This window comes from Collimonas sp. GW821-FHT07E08, assembly GCF_059418905.1.
In genome coordinates this window covers 35,612-53,248 of sequence record NZ_JBWKQR010000016.1, presented here as the reverse complement: position 1 = coordinate 53,248, position 17,637 = coordinate 35,612, and the positions used below count along the sequence as shown (strand labels likewise).

15 protein-coding genes are annotated in these 17,637 nt (G+C 61.9%); 9 read left to right on the top strand and 6 right to left on the bottom strand.

All coding sequences use genetic code 11. The features are described from left to right. Window positions 1-11 precede the first annotated feature (11 nt). Complete coding sequence (gene hutU / locus AC07RZ_RS19640; RefSeq protein ID WP_494669267.1) at window positions 12-1,712, bottom strand: urocanate hydratase; 1,701 nt, start codon at window positions 1,710-1,712, stop codon at window positions 12-14. A 404-nt stretch (window positions 1,713-2,116) separates the two neighbouring features. Between hutU and hutC the strand changes: the two genes are divergently transcribed. Genes hutC through AC07RZ_RS19625 form a run of 3 tightly spaced genes read left to right on the top strand, consistent with a single transcriptional unit; the run spans window position 2,117 to window position 5,163 of the window. Next, window positions 2,117-2,827 carry a histidine utilization transcriptional repressor HutC gene (hutC, locus tag AC07RZ_RS19635; RefSeq protein ID WP_494669214.1) on the top strand — a complete coding sequence of 237 codons (711 nt, stop codon included), beginning with the start codon at window positions 2,117-2,119 and terminating at the stop codon, window positions 2,825-2,827. 51 nt (window positions 2,828-2,878) lie between these two features. Beyond that, complete coding sequence (locus tag AC07RZ_RS19630) at window positions 2,879-4,363, top strand: MFS transporter (RefSeq protein ID WP_494669213.1); 1,485 nt, start codon at window positions 2,879-2,881, stop codon at window positions 4,361-4,363. Next, window positions 4,360-5,163, top strand: a complete 804-nt coding sequence (locus AC07RZ_RS19625; RefSeq protein WP_494669212.1) for a ferredoxin--NADP reductase — start codon at window positions 4,360-4,362, stop codon at window positions 5,161-5,163. The genes AC07RZ_RS19630 and AC07RZ_RS19625 overlap by 4 nt, the downstream gene beginning before the upstream one ends. Window position 5,164: 1 nt before the next feature. Here AC07RZ_RS19625 and AC07RZ_RS19620 read toward each other — a convergent pair whose 3' ends face one another. Genes AC07RZ_RS19620 through AC07RZ_RS19605 form a run of 4 tightly spaced genes read right to left on the bottom strand, consistent with a single transcriptional unit; the run spans window position 5,165 to window position 8,623 of the window. Continuing rightward, complete coding sequence (locus tag AC07RZ_RS19620; protein WP_494669211.1) at window positions 5,165-5,857, bottom strand: ABC transporter ATP-binding protein; 693 nt, start codon at window positions 5,855-5,857, stop codon at window positions 5,165-5,167. Beyond that, window positions 5,854-6,624, bottom strand: a complete 771-nt coding sequence (locus AC07RZ_RS19615) for an ABC transporter ATP-binding protein (protein WP_494669210.1) — start codon at window positions 6,622-6,624, stop codon at window positions 5,854-5,856. The genes AC07RZ_RS19620 and AC07RZ_RS19615 overlap by 4 nt, the downstream gene beginning before the upstream one ends. Continuing rightward, window positions 6,621-7,667 carry a branched-chain amino acid ABC transporter permease gene (locus tag AC07RZ_RS19610; RefSeq protein WP_494669209.1) on the bottom strand — a complete coding sequence of 349 codons (1,047 nt, stop codon included), beginning with the start codon at window positions 7,665-7,667 and terminating at the stop codon, window positions 6,621-6,623. Before AC07RZ_RS19610 ends, AC07RZ_RS19615 begins: the two co-directional genes overlap by 4 nt. Before the next feature lie 11 nt (window positions 7,668-7,678). Continuing rightward, window positions 7,679-8,623, bottom strand: coding sequence for a branched-chain amino acid ABC transporter permease (locus tag AC07RZ_RS19605; protein ID WP_494669208.1), 945 nt, complete (start codon window positions 8,621-8,623; stop codon window positions 7,679-7,681). A gap of 158 nt (window positions 8,624-8,781) precedes the next feature. Here AC07RZ_RS19605 and AC07RZ_RS19600 point away from each other — a divergent pair, with 158 nt between their 5' ends. From AC07RZ_RS19600 to AC07RZ_RS19575, 6 genes are all read left to right on the top strand, one after another. Then, on the top strand, window positions 8,782-9,396 hold the full coding sequence (locus AC07RZ_RS19600; protein ID WP_494669207.1) for a DUF2239 family protein: 615 nt from the start codon (window positions 8,782-8,784) through the stop codon (window positions 9,394-9,396). Between the two features lie 65 nt (window positions 9,397-9,461). Next, window positions 9,462-10,958, top strand: coding sequence for a protein adenylyltransferase SelO (locus AC07RZ_RS19595; RefSeq protein ID WP_494669206.1), 1,497 nt, complete (start codon window positions 9,462-9,464; stop codon window positions 10,956-10,958). 16 nt (window positions 10,959-10,974) lie between these two features. Further along, entirely contained in the window at window positions 10,975-11,373 is a 399-nt protein-coding gene (gene msrB / locus AC07RZ_RS19590) for a peptide-methionine (R)-S-oxide reductase MsrB (protein WP_144736683.1), read from the top strand. 46 nt (window positions 11,374-11,419) lie between these two features. Then, a complete protein-coding gene (locus AC07RZ_RS19585) occupies window positions 11,420-12,052 on the top strand; it encodes a septation protein A (protein ID WP_144736685.1) in 633 nt (210 codons plus the stop codon). Beyond that, window positions 12,036-12,314, top strand: coding sequence for a BolA family protein (locus AC07RZ_RS19580; RefSeq protein ID WP_092393844.1), 279 nt, complete (start codon window positions 12,036-12,038; stop codon window positions 12,312-12,314). The genes AC07RZ_RS19585 and AC07RZ_RS19580 overlap by 17 nt, the downstream gene beginning before the upstream one ends. 105 nt (window positions 12,315-12,419) lie before the next feature. Beyond that, window positions 12,420-13,199, top strand: a complete 780-nt coding sequence (locus AC07RZ_RS19575) for a peptidylprolyl isomerase (protein ID WP_144736686.1) — start codon at window positions 12,420-12,422, stop codon at window positions 13,197-13,199. 104 nt (window positions 13,200-13,303) lie between these two features. Here the strand turns inward: AC07RZ_RS19575 and purL are convergent, their stop codons facing one another. Next, a complete protein-coding gene (gene purL / locus AC07RZ_RS19570) occupies window positions 13,304-17,308 on the bottom strand; it encodes a phosphoribosylformylglycinamidine synthase (protein ID WP_494669205.1) in 4,005 nt (1,334 codons plus the stop codon). Window positions 17,309-17,637 lie beyond the last annotated feature (329 nt).

Sequence of the window (17,637 nt, the reverse complement as noted above, 5' to 3'; positions counted from 1 at the left end):
CCTAGGGCCTGTTAACGGTTGATCATCGGCAGGTTCAGGTTATGGCGCTTGGCGCACTCGATCGCCGCTTCGTAGCCGGCGTCGGCATGGCGCATCACGCCGGAGGCGCAATCGTTGACCAGCACCCGCGCCAGGCGCTTGGCGGCGGCTTCGGTGCCGTCGGCGACGATCACCATGCCGGCATGCTGCGAGTAGCCCATGCCTACCCCGCCGCCGTGATGCAGCGAAACCCAGGTAGCGCCGCCGGACGTGTTCAGCAAGGCGTTCAGCAAGGGCCAGTCGGAAACCGCATCGGTGCCGTCTTTCATGCTTTCGGTTTCACGGTTCGGGCTGGCGACCGAACCGGTATCGAGGTGGTCGCGGCCGATCACGATCGGCGCCTTCAGTTCGCCGGTGCGCACCATTTCGTTGAAGGCAAGGCCTGCGATATGGCGCTCTCCCAAGCCGAGCCAGCAGATCCGCGCCGGCAAGCCCTGGAACGCAATGCGCTCGCGCGCCATGTCCAGCCAGCGGTGCACATGCTTGTTTTGCGGGAACAGCTCCTTGATCTTGGCGTCGGTCTTGTAGATATCTTCCGGGTCGCCGGACAGGGCGACCCAGCGGAACGGCCCCTTGCCTTCGCAAAACAGCGGCCGGATATAGGCCGGCACGAAGCCGGGAAAATCGAAGGCGTTCTTGACGCCCTGGTCGAACGCTACCTGGCGGATGTTGTTGCCGTAGTCGACGGTCTTGATGCCCATCCCATGGAAATCCAGCATGGCTTGCACGTGCTGCGCGCATGACTTTGCGGCATCGGCGGTCAGCCGCGCTTGCTGCGACGGATCGTGCTGCGCTGCCACCCACTGCTCGACGCTCCAGCCTGTCGGCAGGTAACCGTTGATCAGGTCATGCGCGGAAGTCTGGTCGGTCACCAGGTCAGGCTTGATGCCGCCGGCCTTGGCGCGCCTGACCAGCTCAGGCAGGACTTCCGCGGCGTTGCCGAGCAGCCCGATGGAAATCGCTTCCTTGCGTCCGGTATGGTATTTGATCAGTTCCAGCGCATCGTCCAGGTCCTTGGCCTGCTTGTCGAGATAACGCGTGCGCAGGCGGAAATCGATGCTGGACTGCTTGCATTCGATGGTCAGCGAGGCGGCGCCGGCCAGGGTTGCCGCCAGCGGCTGCGCGCCGCCCATGCCGCCCAGGCCGGCGGTCAGGATCCAGCGCCCGGACAGGTCGCCGCCGAAATGCTGGCGCCCTGCTTCGGCAAAGGTTTCAAACGTGCCTTGCACGATGCCCTGGCTGCCGATGTAGATCCAGCTGCCGGCGGTCATCTGGCCGTACATGAACAGGCCCTTGCGGTCGAGTTCGTTGAAGTGTTCCCAGTTGGCCCATTTCGGCACCAGGTTGGAATTGGCCAGCAGCACCCGCGGCGCATCGGCATGGGTCTGGAATACGCCGACCGGCTTGCCGGACTGGATCAGCAGGGTCTGGTCGTCTTCCAGCTTGGTGAGCGCCTCGACGATCTTGTCGAAACAGGCCCAGTCGCGCGCGGCGCGGCCGATGCCGCCGTAGACCACCAGGTCGTTCGGCCGTTCGGCCACTTCCGGGTCGAGATTGTTCATCAGCATGCGCAGCGGCGCTTCGGTCAGCCAGCTCTTGGCGGTCAGGGTTGTGCCGCGCGGGGCGCGGATGGTGCGGCTGGGGTCGCGCCGTGGGTCGGCGTTTGTGCTCATTGTGCTCATGTTGACTCATCTCCTTAAAGTGGCGGCGCCGATCTTTATCATTAAGATCGCTGAAAAACAAAACAGCAAGTTGTATAGTCCAGTAAAATATAATGCCTATACAACTTAGTCAACCGAATTTATGCAAGCGAGTAAAAATTTTTGTTGACTTCAAGGCCACTTGAACTTGCATACTTGGCAAAGAACTCACTTTCCCCCATATCCGTGAGTGCGAACGCGGCTATTTGGGAAGTAGTGCAAGGCGCGTCGCGCAGCCAAGGGTGGTTCCCTTGGCAAGCGGCGCAACGCAGCAATACGCCCAAATAGTCCGTTCGCACTCACGGATATGGGGGAAATGAGTTCTGTTAGCAACTGATGTAGTATCCGTGATGAATTTCTTGAGTAGGAGCCTGCACATGCATGGCGCATCAAACAACAAAGCAGTCCCCGCATTTCAACAGGTCAAGGACCACGTCTTGCAGCAGATCCGCAGCGGCGAATGGAAGCCGGGCGACCTGATCCCTTCCGAGCGCGAACTGATGCTGCAATTCAGCCTGTCGCGCATGACGGTCAACCGCGCCCTGCGTGAACTGACCGACAACCAGCTGCTGGTGCGGATCCAGGGTTCGGGCACTTACGTCGCGCCTGACAAATACCAGTCGACCCTGGTGGAGATACACAGCATCGACGATGAACTGGTGGCACGCGGCCACCGCTACCGCAGCCAGGTGCTGACGCTGGAAGCCAGCAATGCGCCGGTGGCATTGAAGGCGCTGGGACTGGAAAGCGGCCCGGCGTTTCATTCGGTGATCGTGCATTTTGCCGACGACATCCCGATCCAGCTGGAGGACCGCTACACCAATCCGCTGCTGTTCCCTGACTACCTGCAGCAGGATTTCCACCGCATCACGCCGAACCACTACATGGTGCAGATCGCGCCGCTCGACAAAGCCGAATACAGCATCGAATCCAAGATACCGGAAACCGCGGTGCGCAAGCTGCTGCAGATGGAAGCCGGCGAACCATGCCTGCTGCTGTCGCGCCGTACCTGGGTGCGGCAAGCGGTAGCGACTTCCGTTACCTTGTGGCACCCAGGCTCACGATATCAATTTACCGGCGGATTCTGATCCCCGCAGTAAAATTCCCATTAGCACGCAGCACACAGGACATACCGATTCATGTCAGTTACCTCTACTTTGCCTGACGCCCCCTCTGCCAGCTGGGCAGACCTGCTGTCAGGGCGCAACGCCTTACGCTCCGTCACGCTGGCCGGCGGCATCGGCATGCATGCCACCAATGTCTATATCGTCACCACCATCCTGCCGTCGGTAGTCAAGGATATCGGCGGCCTGGAATACTATGCCTGGGCCACTTCTTTGTTCGTGGTAGCGTCGATCATCGCCGCCGGCCTGGCTTCGCGGCTGGTCGAATGGATCGGCTACCGTCCCGCCTGCCTGCTGGCGCTGCTGGTGTTTTCGCTGGGTTCCGCCGGCTGCGCGCTGGCGCCGCACATGGTGTGGCTGCTGCTGGCGCGCACCGTGCAGGGATTCGGCGGCGGCGTGCTGGTGGCGCTGTCTTACGCCATGATCCGGGTGGTGTTTGCGCCGCCCTTGTGGTCGCGCGCCATGGCATTGATGTCAGGCATGTGGGGCATTTCGACCCTGTCGGGCCCCGCCATCGGCGGCATGTTTGCACAGGCCGGCAGCTGGCGCGGCGCGTTCTGGTCGCTGTTGCCAGCAGCGGCCATACTCGCGCTGCTGGTGCAGTTCACGCTGACAGTCCCGGCGCAAACGGCGCCGGAAGAAAAAACGAACAGCACCCCGCTCGCCAAGATATTGCTGCTGGCGGCGGCGGTGCTGTCGGTGTCGGCGGCCAGCCTGTTCAGCAGCGCCGTATTGAATATCGGCGGCATCCTGCTCGGCATTGCCCTGGTCGGACTGATCGCCTGGCTGGAACGGCGCGGCGGCACACGTTTGCTGCCGACCGGCGCATTTTCCTTGCGCAGCCGCATCGGCGCCCTGTACGCCACCATGATCCTGATGATCCTGGGACTGACCACTGAAATCTACGTGCCGTATTTCCTGCAGGTGATACAGGGCCATTCGCCGCTGCTGGCCGGCTACCTGACCGGCATCATGTCTTGCGGCTGGACCCTGGCGGCCTTGCTGTTCTCCAGCTATAGCGGCGCGCGCGCGAAATTTGTCATGAAAGCCGGACCGCTGGTGGTGATCGCGGCATTGCTGGCGCTGTCGTTCATGCTGCCGTCGGCCGCCGCGCTGGACGACTATGGCCTGCTGCCCTTGTGCATCGCGCTGGTGCTGGTCGGTTTCGGCATAGGCATGGGCATGCCGCACCTGATGGCAAAGATATTGAGCAGCGCGCCATCGGATGAAGGCAACCTGGCGGCCTATTCGCTGACCACCGTGCAGCTGTTTGCCACCGCCATCGGCGCCGCCCTGGCCGGCATGGTGACCTCGCTGGCGGGACTGGCCGACCCGGGCGGTTTGCCCGGCGCCGCAAATGCGGCACAATGGCTGTTCATCTGTTTCGCAGCGGCGCCGCTGCTGGCCTTCTTCACCGTGCGCCAGGCCTTGCGCCTGAACCCGCCCGCCGCCTCTGGCGCGGTGCGCGGCGGCGGACAACTACAGGAACCCCTGCCATGAGCAGCACGCCACCGAAAACCCCGGTTTCCCAGCTCAAAGCCAGCACCGAGACCGTCACCAGCGTGCATTACTGGACCGAAAAGCTGCTGTCGTTCCGCACCACGCGCCCGGCCGGCTACCGGTTCACGCCGGGACAGTTTGCCCGGCTGGGCGTGACCGCCGGCGCAGAAACGCTGTGGCGCGCCTACTCGGTGACTTCGGCGGCCACCGAAGACGAACTGGAATATTTCCTGGTGCAAGTCCCCGGCGGCTTGTTTACCGAACAGTTGAAAGGGCTGAAGCCGGGTTATCCGATCCTGGTGGAAAAATTCAGCTATGGCTTCATGACCGTGGACCGTTTTGTGGATGGCGAGGATTTATGGATGCTGGCCACCGGCACCGGCCTCGGCCCATTCATCTCGATCCTGCAGGATCCCGCGGTATGGAAGAAATTCCGCAACCTGGTCCTGGTGCATTGCGTAAGAAACACCGAGGAACTGGCGTACCAGGAACTGCTGTCGGCCCTGCCGCAACGGCCGGAACTGGCTGCCGGCGGCGCCAGGCTGCAACTGCTACGCTCGACCACGCGCGACCAGCAAACAGCCACTCCCGGCAACCTCCAGGGCCGCATTACCGCCCTGCTCACCAGCGGCGAGCTGGAAGCGGCGGCCGGCCTGGACATCACGGTAGAAAAATCGCGCATCATGATGTGCGGCAATCCGGAAATGATCACGGCAACCCGCGACATGCTCTACCAGCGCGGTTTGCGTCCGTGCAGGCGCGCGGTGCCGGGACAATTCGTGACCGAAGACTACTGGTAACTTAAACTTCCAGCCATTTCTGCCGCACCTCAGGATTGGCGCGCAATTCATCCGGCGTGCCGGCAAATACAATCCGTCCATGCCCCATCACCAGCACACGGTCGGATATGTCCAGTGCGATGCCAAGCTTCTGCTCGACCAGCAACACACCCAGCCCTTGCGCCCGCAACGCCAGCAGATGCTGCGCCACCGATTGCACCATGTGCGGCGCCAGGCCCTCGGTCGGCTCGTCCACCATGACCAGCCGCGGCTTGCCCATCAGGCTGCGGCACAGGCTGAGCATCTGCTGTTCGCCGCCGGACAGCAAACCCGCGGCGACATGCTTGCGCGCCACCAGCTGCGGCATCAGCCGCCACATGTCGTCCATCGCTACCCGCTCGCGCTGCTGGCCCAGGAGCAGGTTCTGCGCCACCGTCAGCGTCGGAAACACGGCACGTTCTTCCGGCACGTAAGCCAGGCCCTGGCGGGCAATCTGGAAAGTTTTCAAGCCGTTCAGCTCGATCCCGTTGAAGCGCACCGAGCCGCTGCTGCGCAGCATGCCCATGACCGCTTTCAGGGTTGAAGAACGGCCGGCGCCGTTGCGGCCCAGCAGGCTGACGATCTCGCCTGGCCCGACATCCAGGTCGACGCCGTGCAAGACATGGCTTTGACCGTAGAAAGCGTGCAAGCCGCGCACTTCAAGCCGGGCCGTCATGGCGCCGCCTCCGCATGCCCCAGGTAAGCGGCCTGCACCGCGCGGTTGCCGCGGATGGCCGCCGGCGTATCGCAGGCGATAATCCGCCCCTCGACCAGCACCGCGATCCGGTCCACCAGCCCGAACACCACATCCATGTCGTGCTCGATCATCAGCAAGGTCTTGCCGGCGCTGACGCTGCGGATCAGCTCGGCGGCGGCGGCCGATTCGTCTCGGCTCATGCCGGCGGTGGGTTCGTCCAGCAGGATCAGGCCGGCATCGCCGGCAATCGTGATGCCGATTTCCAGCGCGCGCTGGGCGGCATAGCTGAGGTCGCCGCCGAGGGTGTCGCACTCGGCTTGCAAGCCGCATTGCCGCAGCACTTCTTCGGTACGCCGGCTGACCGCGCGCAGGGCCGACAAGCGGCGCCAGAAGACATGACGGTAGCCATGCGCCGACAGCACCGCGGCGCGCAGGTTTTCACGGACGCTCAGCCGCGGAAATATATTGGTGATCTGGAAACTGCGCGCCAGGCCAAGCCGGTTGACCTGGAACGGACTGAGGCCGCTTATGTCCCGTCCGTGCAGCAGGATCTCGCCGCTGCTGGCGGCGGTACGGCCCGAGACCAGGTTGAACAGGGTCGATTTTCCGGCGCCGTTGGGGCCGATCAGCGCCAGCCGTTCACCCTGCCTCAGCTGCAGGTCCGCGCCGCGGATGATCTGCGCATTGCCAAATTGTTTGTGCAGCTTGCGCAGCTCCAGGATGACCGGCATCTCATTCACTCTCATAGGCCGCCCGCCCGTCGGTACAGCATTTCAATCAAGAGCACTGAGCCGGCTGCCAGCAGCAGCCAGCCGGCCGAACGCAGCAGGAACGGCAGCGCCGGCCGCCGCCGCAGCGACAGCGTTTTCGCCAGGACGCCGGCGATGCCGCCGGGCGCAAACAGCACGACGATCACAAACAGCAGGCCAAGATACAGCTGCCAGCCTCGCGTGTAGGCCGACAAGGCAGAGAACAGCACGCCGGCCAGCGCGCCTAACATCGGCCCGAAGAAATAGCCGATGCCGCCGATAAAGGTAAACAACAGGATTTGCGCCGAACGCAGCAAACCCAGGTTTTCGGCGCTGGCGATTTCAAAATTGATGGCCGTCAGCGCACCGCCGATGCCGGCGAAAAACGCCGACAGCATGAACATCAGGTAACGCACGCGGCGCGGATCGTGGCCGATGAATGCCGCCCGTTCGGGATTGTCGCGCACGGCGTTGGCGATGCGGCCCAGCGGCGTGCGCGTCAGCCCGTACATGGCGGCGGCGGATACGAACAGCCAGAAAGCGATCAGGTAATACACCTGCAGCTGCGAAGCAAAGTCGATGCCCAGCAGCGGCGCGCCGAGCACGCGATCGGTGCTGATCCCGCTCTCGCCGCCGAACCATCCCGGCAGCATCAAGGCGCCGGCCGCTACCAGTTCAGCCAGCGCCAGGCTGATCATGGACAAGGCCGTGCCTGCCTTACGGGTAGTGACAAAACCGAAGACAGCGCCGCACAGCAAACCGGCGCAGCCGCCGGCCAGCGGCACCAGCACCAGCGCGGCAGGACTGCCGCCAGCCCATCGGTTCATCACGTGCACGGCGGCAAAAGCGGCCAGGCCTGAATACATGGCGTGTCCGAACGACAGCATGCCGGCCTGCCCGAGCAGCATGTTGTAGGAAAGCGCCAGGATCATCATGCTGCCGCATTGCGACAGCAGCGACAGCGCGGCGCTTTGCCGGAACACCCAGGGCGCGGCCAGCAGCGCCAGTGCAAACGCCATCCAGGCCCATTTTCGTGCCAAGCGCGTGTCCATCAGTCGCGCACCCCGGACAAGCCGCGCGGGCGCAGCAGCATGACCAGCACCAGCAGCAGGTACGGCAACACCGGCGCCAGCTGGGCCAGCGTCAGTTGCAGCAGCGGATAGGCCGCGGCGCCGGGATCGAGCGCCAGGCCCCAATGCACCAGGGCGCTGGCCAGGGACACATCCAGCGCCACCGCGTACGTCTGCAGGATCCCGATCAGCAGCGAGGCCATGAACGCCCCGCGCAGCGAACCGAGGCCGCCGACCACCACCACCACGAAAATGATGCTGCCGACCCCGGCCGCCATGCCCGGCTCGGTGACAAAGGCATTGCCGCCGACCACGCCCGCCAATCCAGCCAGGCCGCAGCCGGCTGCAAACACCAGCGTGAAAATGCGCGGCACGTTATGCCCGAGCGCTTCCACCATCTGCGGATGCGTCAGCGCCGCCTGGACCAGCAGGCCGATGCGCGAACGCTTCAGCAGCCAGGCCGCTGCCAGCAGCACCAGCAACGCCAGCAGCATCATGAAGCCGCGGTAGATGGGAAACGTGGTGGAATAAAACGTAAACAACGGACCATCCAGCTGCGCCGGAATCGCATACGGCAGCGCCGCTTTACCCCAGGCCAGCTGCACCAGTTCGACGACCAGGTAGGACAGGCCGAAAGTAAATAGCAGCTCCGCCACCTGTCCATGGCGCCGCACATGGCGCAGTCCGAAGCGCTCGACCAGCGCCCCCAGCAGGCCGGTCAGCAGCGGCGCCAGCAGCAGCGCCGGCCAGAAGCCCAGCTTGACGCTGATCCCATAGGCGAAATACGCGCCCAGCATGTAAAAACTCGCATGGGCGAAATTCAGCACGCCCAGCATGCTGAAAATCAGCGTCAGCCCCGACGACAGCAGGAACAGCAGCAAGCCGTAGCTGAGGCCGTTGAGCAAAGTAATGAGGGTAAATTCCATTGCGCAGGATGGTGAGAGACGGTAATGACAGGCAGTCCGGCATTCTACCGGTTTGCCAGCCATGGTTAATGTCGGCTGAATATTTTTACCAAGGTAATATTGACCTCCCAATTAAACCTGGGTAATATTCGCTCACCTAAACAGATCACGAGAATCCGATGAACCAGATTACCCCGCACCAGGTTATCGCCTTTGCCGGCGCCAACCGCATCGCTTCCGGCCAGCTGGAGCTGGTGGCGCTGAAAGTAAAAGAACTGATCGACCGGAACGACTCGGCAAGTGTCTTGATCTTCGACGGCGTCACCAGCGAACAGGTCGAAATCGATTTCCGCGGCAGCGCCGAGCAGGTATTGCAGCGCCTGTCCGCGACGGAAGCCGTCGCCGCGGCAGCAGAAACAAGCGCCGACGCGCAGGAAACGGCGCGCGGCCCGGGACGTCCGAAACTGGGCGTCGTCGGCCGCGAGGTCACCCTGCTGCCGCGTCACTGGGCCTGGCTCAACCAGCAGCCGGGCGGCGCTTCGGTGGCGCTGCGCAAGCTGGTCGAGGACGCGAAACGCCGCGGCGAAGAACGCGACCAAGTACGCAAGGCGCAAGAATCCGCCTACCGTTTCATGTCAGCCATGGCCGGCAACCAGGCCAATTTTGAAGAAGCGACGCGCGCCTTTTTTGCCGGCGACCAGCTGCGTTTCGAGGAATTGAGCGAGCCGTGGCAAATCGACATCCGCGATCATGCCAGGACCTTGGCAGCCAAAGCCTTCACTTCGGCCGAATAAAAACGACAGGCGGCCGCCGTGAGATACTTGGAGTTTCCCTTCTTGCCATCAGGATCAATGCAGTCATGAACAACCGCCTGGCTTTCCCCGAAGCGACCGGATTCGAGCATCTACGCTTCGCCAACGCATTTGCCAGCCTGCCCGCTGCCTTTTACACACGGCTTGCGCCGACGCCGCTGCCCGCGCCCTACCTGGTCGCCGCCAGCGAACAAGCCGCGCAGCTGATCGGACTGGCGCCGCCGGAATGCGCCAGCGAGGACTTCATCCAGACGTTCTCCGGCAACCGTGCCGCCGCCGATTCGCAGTCGTTGGCGGCGGTGTATTCCGGCCACCAGTTCGGCGTCTGGGCCGGGCAATTGGGAGACGGCCGCGCCATCCTGCTGGGCGACGTCGCCGCCAGCGACGGCGGGCGGCTGGAGCTGCAGCTCAAAGGATCCGGCGCAACGCCCTATTCGCGCATGGGCGACGGCCGCGCCGTGCTGCGCTCGTCGATCCGCGAATACCTGTGCTCGGAAGCCATGGCGGCGCTGGGCATCCCTACTTCGCGCGCCTTGTCGGTGATCGGTTCCGACCAGCTGGCGATGCGGGAACGGCCCGAAACCACCGCCGTCGTGACGCGCATGGCGCCCAGCTTCGTGCGCTTCGGTTCGTTCGAGCACTGGTATTACAACAACCGCCGCGAGGAACTGAAAACCCTGGCCGACTATGTGATCGCCGGTTTTTACCCGGAATTGCAGGCGGCAAGCAATCCATACCAGGCGTTGCTGGCCGAAGTGACACGCCGCACCGCGCAGCTGATGGCGCAATGGCAGGCAGTCGGCTTCATGCACGGCGTGATGAATACCGACAACATGTCGATCCTCGGCCTGACCCTGGATTACGGCCCGTTCGGCTTCATGGAAGCCTACGACCCTCGCCATATCTGCAACCATACCGACCAGCAAGGCCGCTACGCCTATGACAAGCAGCCGCAGATCGGCCACTGGAACTGCTTTGCGCTGGGCCAGGCGCTGTTGCCGCTGATCGGCAGCGTCGAGGAAACCGAAGCTGCGCTGGGCGACTACCAGGCGATATACGGCGCCAAGCTGGATGAATTGCTGCATGCCAAGCTGGGCCTGGCGTCGCGCCAGCCTGACGACGATAAATTGCTGGACGCCATGTTTGCCCTGATGCAGGGCAGCCACGTCGATTTCACCCTGTTTTTCCGCCGGCTCGGCAATCTGCGCCTGGACGGCAGCGACGGCGATGCAGCCCTGCGCGACCTGTTTATCGACCGTGCGGCATTTGACGCCTGGGCGTTACAATACCGGGCGCGCCTGAAACTGGAAAACAGCCAGGACCGGAGCCGCAAGCTTGCCATGGATGCAAGCAACCCCAAATATGTATTACGAAACTATTTGGCGCAAACCGCTATCGAACGAGCGCAGGAGAAAGACTTCTCGGAAGTCAGGAAACTGCAGCAGATTCTTGAAAACCCGTTTGACGAACAGCCGCAACATGCCCGGTACGCCGAATTGCCTCCTGACTGGGCGCGCGGGCTGGAAGTCAGTTGTTCGTCCTAGATTGGATTAAAACGCTATGAGCAGCAAAGTCATCAAAACCGACGCCGAATGGCGCGCCGCGCTGGAACCGATGGAATACGAGGTAACCCGCCACGCCGCCACCGAACGGGCGTTCACCGGCAAGTTCTGGGATCATCACGAGCATGGCGTCTATACCTGCGTGTGCTGCAATACGCCCCTGTTCGAATCGGACGCCAAGTTCGATTCCGGCTGCGGCTGGCCGAGCTATTTCAAGGCGATCGATCCCGACAACGTCGAAGAGCGCATCGACCGCAGCCATGGCATGATGCGCACTGAAATTTTATGCAAGGTGTGCGACGCCCATCTCGGCCACGTATTTCCCGACGGCCCGCCGCCAACCGGCCTGCGCTACTGCATCAATTCGGCGTCGCTGCGTTTTGATCCCGCCGGCTGATGCGCGCGCTGACCACCATTTATCCTGACTGAAAGCAAAAACACACATGAAGTTCCTGTTCGACCTGTTCCCGGTAATTCTTTTTTTCGGCATCTTCAAATGGAGCGAAGGCAACGCCGATGCTGCCCAGGCGCTGGCCAGCCAGTACCTGTCGGGTTTTGTGTCCGGCGGCGTGGTCACCGCCACGCAAGCGCCGGTGCTGCTGGCTACCGCGGTGGCGATCGTCGCCACGATTGCGCAAATCGGCTACCTGCTGCTGCGCCGGAAAAAAGTCGATGCGATGCTGTGGGTATCCCTGGTCATCATCTGCGTCTTCGGCGGCGCCACCATCTACTTCCATAACGAAACCTTCATCAAATGGAAGCCGACCGTCCTGTACTGGGCATTCGCGGCGGCATTGCTGATCAGCCAAGTGCTGCTCAAGAAGAACCTGATCCGCACCATGATGGAAAAGCAGATCGCCCTGCCCGACCCGATCTGGCCGCGGGTCGGCTTTGCCTGGATCGCCTTCTTCATCGCCATGGGCTGCCTGAACCTGTACATCGCCTTCAATTTCCCGACCGCCACCTGGGTCAACTTCAAGCTGTTCGGCGGCATGGGACTGATGTTTGCCTTCGTGATCGGCCAAAGCATCCTGCTCTCCAAATACATCAAGGACCCAGATGAACCCAAGACTTGATACCATTCGTAACAAATTGACAGCGGCACTTGCACCGTCGGAATGTATAGTGGAGGACGAATCGGCGCTGCATGTGGGACACGCCGGTGCTGCATCAGGCGGCGGACACTATAAAGTACGGATAGTTTGCGCAGTTTTTGAAGGACAAAACCGCTTAAATCGGCATAGGCTGGTGTATGATTGCTTGGCTGATATGATGCAAACTGAAATCCATGCATTGGCTATCACTGCACTAGCTCCATCTGAAACCAAAGCTGCGTAAAACATAAGTGATCTTAAAGAATAATTGCCCTTCAAACACACTTCAGTTATTCTGCCCTTGCCTCGCATTGATTTATTAACAACCTCCCCAATTTAGGATTTGATAATGACATTTAAACCTTCACGTTTACTGGTGGTACTTTTTGCAGCAGCGACTTTGCCTGTTATGGCCCAAAACCTTGCAGTCGTGAATGGTAAGGCAATCCCTTCGTCGCGCGCCGACATGATGGTCAAGCAATTGTCCGCGCAAGGCGGCCAGGCCGACACCCCGGAACTGCGCAGCATGGTCAAGGACGAACTGATCAACCGCGAAGTGCTGATCCAGGAAGCCGACAAGCTGGGCTTGGGCAATAACGCCGACGTCAAGGCGCAAGCCGACATCGCCCGCCAATCGATCCTGATCCGCGCCCTGGTTGCCGACTTCGTCAAGAAGAACCCGATCAAGGATGCCGACATCCAGGCTGAATACGACAAGTTCAAGGCGCAAGCCGGCGACAAGGAATATCACGCTCGCCATATCCTGGTTGAAAACGAAGCCGATGCAAAATCCATCATCACCAAGCTGAAAGCCGGCGGCAAGTTTGAAGACCTGGCCAAGCAATCGAAAGATCCAGGTTCGGCAGCCAACGGCGGCGACCTGGGCTGGGCCACTCCAGCTTCTTTCGTGAAGCCTTTCTCCGATGCGCTGGTGGCCTTGAAGCCTGGCCAATTGACCGAAACGCCGATCAAGACCCAGTTCGGCTACCACGTGATCAAGCTGGAAGAAGTACGCGCAGCCAAGATCCCTACCCTGGCTGAAGTCAAACCGCAAATCACTGAAGCGCTGCAACAGAAAAAGCTGCAAGCTTACCAAGCTGATCTGCGCGCCAAAGCCAAGGTGCAATAAGACCCCGGCAACAGCAAAACCGCAGTAAATGAAAAAGCGCTCCTCGGAGCGCTTTTTTTATGCCCCGGCCATGCCGGCAACGGCATGGCCGGGTGGCCAGGCGATTATCCCACCCACTTGCGCGCATTGCGGAACATGCGCATCCATGGCGAATCCTCGCCCCACGAATCAGGGTGCCACGATTGCTGCACCGTGCGGAACACCCGCTCGGCGTGCGGCATGCAAACCGTGAAGCGGCCGTCCGGCGTAGTCACCGCGGTGATGCCTTGCGGCGAACCGTTCGGGTTGTACGGATAAGCTTCGCTCACCTGCCCCTTGTTGTCGACAAAGCGCATGGCGACCAGCGCTTCCTTGATATCGCCGGTTTGCGAGAAATCGGCAAAACCTTCGCCGTGCGCGATGGCGATGGCGCTTTGGGTGCCGGCCATGTCTTGCAGGAAAATCGATGGCGACGATTCCACTTGCACCATCGAGAAGCGCGCCTCGAATTTTTCCGACTTGTTGCGGGTGAACTTCGGCCATGCCTGGGCGCCGGGGATGATCGCCTTCAGGTTGCTCATCATCTGGCAGCCGTTGCAGACGCCCAGCGCAAAGGTGTCGCCGCGCTGGAAGAACAGCGAGAACTGCTCCGCCAGCTTGGCGTTGAACAGGATCGTCTTGGCCCAGCCCTCGCCGGCGCCCAGCACGTCGCCGTACGAAAAACCGCCGACCGCGATGAAACCCTTGAAATCGTCCAGCCGCGCACGGCCGGCGATCAGGTCGCTCATGTGGACGTCAACCGCCGAGAAACCGGCCTGGTGCATGACATAAGCAGTCTCTACATGCGAGTTGACGCCCTGCTCGCGCAAGATCGCCACGCGCGGCTTGGCTGCCAGGTTGAGGAAAGGCGCGGCGATATTGTCTTGCAGGTCGAACGGCACGACCGGCGTGATGCCAGGATCGGCGGCATCCAGGATGCGGTCGTATTCGGCATCGGCGCTGGCTGGATTGTCGCGCAGGCGGGCGATGCGCCAGCTGGTTTCGCTCCACAGGCGCTGCAGCGCTATGCGAGTCTGGCTGTAGATGGTCTTGGCGTCGCGGCTGAACTCGATGACGTCGCGCGTGTTCGGCTTGCCGATGATGTGGCTGCACGCGCCGAGGTTGAAGCTGCGCAGCACGTTCATGACTTCCGACTTCTGTTCGGCGCGCACTTGCAGCACCGCGCCCAGCTCTTCGCTGAACAGCGTGCGCAGGGTCAGTTCATTGCGGCGCTCGGCCACCTGGCCGGTCCAGTTCTTGGAATCGCCCCAGTCGGCCGCGTGCTCGCTTTCCATGGTCAGGATATCGAGATTGATCGACAAGCCGCTGTGGCCGGCGAACGCCATCTCGCACAAGGAAGTGAACAGGCCGCCGTCGGAACGGTCATGGTAAGCCAGCAGTTTCTGTTCGCTGTTCAATTGCTGGATCGCGGCGAAGAAAGCCTTGAGGTCTTCCGCGCTGTCGACGTCCGGCGTTTCATTGCCGATCTGCTGCATCACCTGGGTCAGCGCCGAAGCGCCCATGCGGTTCTTGCCGCGGCCGAGGTCGACCAGGATGATGGCGGTATCGCCGAGATCGGTGCGCAGCTGCGGCGTCAACGAACGGCGCACATCGGTCACCGGCGCGAATGCGGAAACGATCAGCGACACCGGCGAAGTCACCGCCTTGGCCTGGCCGTCGTCATTCCAGGTAGTGCGCATCGACAGCGAATCCTTGCCGACCGGGATGCTGATGCCCAGCGCCGGGCACAGCTCCATGCCGATCGCCTTGACGGTATCGAACAAGGCTGCGTCCTGGCCTGGCTGGCCGCAGGCAGCCATCCAGTTGGCGGACAGCTTGACGTCGGAAATATCGGCAATCGCCGCGGCAGCGATGTTGGTCAAGGCTTCGCCGACCGCCATGCGGCCCGATGCGGCGGCGTTGATGACCGCCAGCGGCGTACGTTCGCCCATCGCCATCGCTTCGCCCAGGCAGCCCTCGAAACTCATGCTGGTGACCGCACAGTCGGCGACCGGGACCTGCCACGGGCCGACCATCTGGTCGCGCACCGAAGTCGCGCCGACGGTGCGGTCGCCGATGGTGATCAGGAAGGATTTGTCGGCCACCGCCGGCAGCTTCAGCACGCGCTGCGACACTTCCAGCAGGTCCATGCCGGTCAGGTCGACCGCCGGCAGCACCGGATTGAGATGCTTCACATCGCGCTGCATCTTCGGCGGCTTGCCGAGCAGGACATCCATCGGCATGTCGACCGGATTGTTGTCGTGTTGCGGATCGACCACCTTCAGCTGGCGCTCTTCGGTAGCCGTGCCGACCACCGCGAACAGGCAGCGCTCGCGCTGGCAGAAATATTCGAACAGCGGCAGGCTTTCCGGCGCGATCGCCAGCACATAGCGTTCCTGCGATTCATTGCTCCAGATTTCCTTGGGCGCCATGCCGCTTTCTTCCAGCGGCACTTTGCGCAAATCGAAGATCGCGCCGCGCTTGGCGTCGTTGGTGATCTCCGGGAAAGCGTTGGACAGGCCGCCGGCGCCGACGTCATGGATCGACAGGATAGGATTCTTGTCGTCCATGGCCCAGCAGGCGTTGATCACTTCCTGCGCGCGCCGTTCCATTTCAGGATTGCCGCGCTGGACCGAATCGAAATCGAGGTCGGCGGTATTCGAACCGGTCGCCATCGACGATGCCGCGCTGCCGCCCATGCCGATGCGCATGCCGGGGCCGCCCAGCTGGATCAGCAGGCTGCCGACCGGCAGTTCGTTCTTCTTGGTGTGCTTGTCCGAAATGCTGCCGATGCCGCCGGCGATCATGATCGGCTTGTGGTAACCCTGCACATTGCCGCCGACGTTCTGTTCGTAGGTGCGGAAATAACCGCCCAGGTTAGGACGGCCGAATTCATTGTTGAACGCAGCGCCGCCGAGCGGACCGTCGATCATGATCTGCAAGGCCGAAGCGATGCGCTCCGGCTTGCCATACTGGCTTGCATCCGCCTGGCCGGCAGCGGTGACGTCAGCCGCATTCTCCCAGGCTTGACGTGCATCCGGCAGCTGCAGGTTGGATACGGTGAAACCGGTCAGGCCAGCCTTCGGCTTGGCGCCGCGGCCGGTTGCGCCCTCGTCGCGGATCTCGCCGCCGGCGCCGGTGGAGGCGCCGGGAAACGGCGAAATCGCGGTCGGATGGTTATGCGTCTCGACCTTCATCAGGATGTGCGTCAGCTCATCCGAAGCACGGTAGGTATTGCCTTCCGCCGCGCCGCGCGCGTAGAAGCGCGACACGGTGGCGCCTTCGATGATCGAGGAATTGTCGCTATAGGCGACGATCGTGCCTTTCGGCTGCAGCAGGTGGGTATTCTTGATCATCGCGAACAATGACTTGTCTTGCGCTTCGCCGTCGATAACCCAGTCGGCGTTGAAAATCTTGTGGCGGCAATGTTCGCTGTTGGCTTGCGCGAACATCATCAGTTCGACGTCGGTCGGATTGCGCTTGGCGCTGGTGAACGCAGCCAGCAGGTAGTCGATTTCATCGTCCGACAGCGCCAGGCCCAGCTCGCTGTTGGCTTGCTCCAGGGCGCCTTTGCCGCCCGCCAGCAAGTCCACGAACGCCAGAGGCTTGGCATCCAGTTCGCTGAACAGGCCGGCCGCCTGCTCGGCGCTGCGCAAGACGGTTTCCGTCATGCGGTCATGCAGCACGTCTGCGATGGCGCGCACGCTGTCATCGCCGAGTTTCTTGGCGCCGCCCAGCAAGCCGCTCTTCAGTTTCACCTGGTAGGCGATGCCACGTTCAATGCGCTTGATATGCGCCATGCCGCAGTTATGGGCGATGTCGGTGGCCTTGCTGGCCCATGGCGAGATGGTGCCGAAGCGCGGAATCACGATGAATTCTTCGCCGCCTTCGCCGGCAGTGAACGGATCGCCATAGGTCAGCAAGGCGTTCAGGCGGCCGATATCGTCCTGGCTGAGCGCGGTCGAGGCATCGACAAAATGGTCGAAACGCCCGGTCACTTCGACGACATTGCTGTCGATCGCTTGTAACTGGGCTAGAAGACGTTGGGAACGGAAGGCAGGCAGAGCGTTGGAACCGGGCAAAATCAACATGGCGAGGAGGGAGTTGATGCAGCGTTGCTGCGGGTTAAATCAGAAGCCGCCATTATACAGTGCTGCCTCGTCCGCCGCCCCTTGAACTGATGACAAAATCGCCTTGCCGCACCGTGCAAAAGGCAAGGCGGCCCGAGGGAAGGAAGTCAGGCCCGAAGGCGACAAAACCTGCACCAAACCCATAACCCTTTGTTTTAATTGAAAATTACTTCATAAACACCGAAAGAAAATCATCGAACAAGCGCAATAAGCGGAAACGCTAAAAATCAGGCATGAGGAAAGCAGGTTTCCCATCCACATTAATTTTCTGATAATCTTTTGCTAATGAC

Coding starts and splice junctions, on each gene's coding strand:
- hutU (WP_494669267.1), bottom strand. CDS start 1,712: ATGAGCACAAACGCCGACCCACGGCGCGACCCCAGCCGCACCATCCGC.
- hutC (WP_494669214.1), top strand. CDS start 2,117: ATGCATGGCGCATCAAACAACAAAGCAGTCCCCGCATTTCAACAGGTC.
- AC07RZ_RS19630 (WP_494669213.1), top strand. CDS start 2,879: ATGTCAGTTACCTCTACTTTGCCTGACGCCCCCTCTGCCAGCTGGGCA.
- AC07RZ_RS19625 (WP_494669212.1), top strand. CDS start 4,360: ATGAGCAGCACGCCACCGAAAACCCCGGTTTCCCAGCTCAAAGCCAGC.
- AC07RZ_RS19620 (WP_494669211.1), bottom strand. CDS start 5,857: ATGACGGCCCGGCTTGAAGTGCGCGGCTTGCACGCTTTCTACGGTCAA.
- AC07RZ_RS19615 (WP_494669210.1), bottom strand. CDS start 6,624: ATGAGAGTGAATGAGATGCCGGTCATCCTGGAGCTGCGCAAGCTGCAC.
- AC07RZ_RS19605 (WP_494669208.1), bottom strand. CDS start 8,623: ATGGAATTTACCCTCATTACTTTGCTCAACGGCCTCAGCTACGGCTTG.
- AC07RZ_RS19600 (WP_494669207.1), top strand. CDS start 8,782: ATGAACCAGATTACCCCGCACCAGGTTATCGCCTTTGCCGGCGCCAAC.
- AC07RZ_RS19595 (WP_494669206.1), top strand. CDS start 9,462: ATGAACAACCGCCTGGCTTTCCCCGAAGCGACCGGATTCGAGCATCTA.
- msrB (WP_144736683.1), top strand. CDS start 10,975: ATGAGCAGCAAAGTCATCAAAACCGACGCCGAATGGCGCGCCGCGCTG.
- AC07RZ_RS19585 (WP_144736685.1), top strand. CDS start 11,420: ATGAAGTTCCTGTTCGACCTGTTCCCGGTAATTCTTTTTTTCGGCATC.
- AC07RZ_RS19580 (WP_092393844.1), top strand. CDS start 12,036: ATGAACCCAAGACTTGATACCATTCGTAACAAATTGACAGCGGCACTT.
- AC07RZ_RS19575 (WP_144736686.1), top strand. CDS start 12,420: ATGACATTTAAACCTTCACGTTTACTGGTGGTACTTTTTGCAGCAGCG.
- purL (WP_494669205.1), bottom strand. CDS start 17,308: ATGTTGATTTTGCCCGGTTCCAACGCTCTGCCTGCCTTCCGTTCCCAA.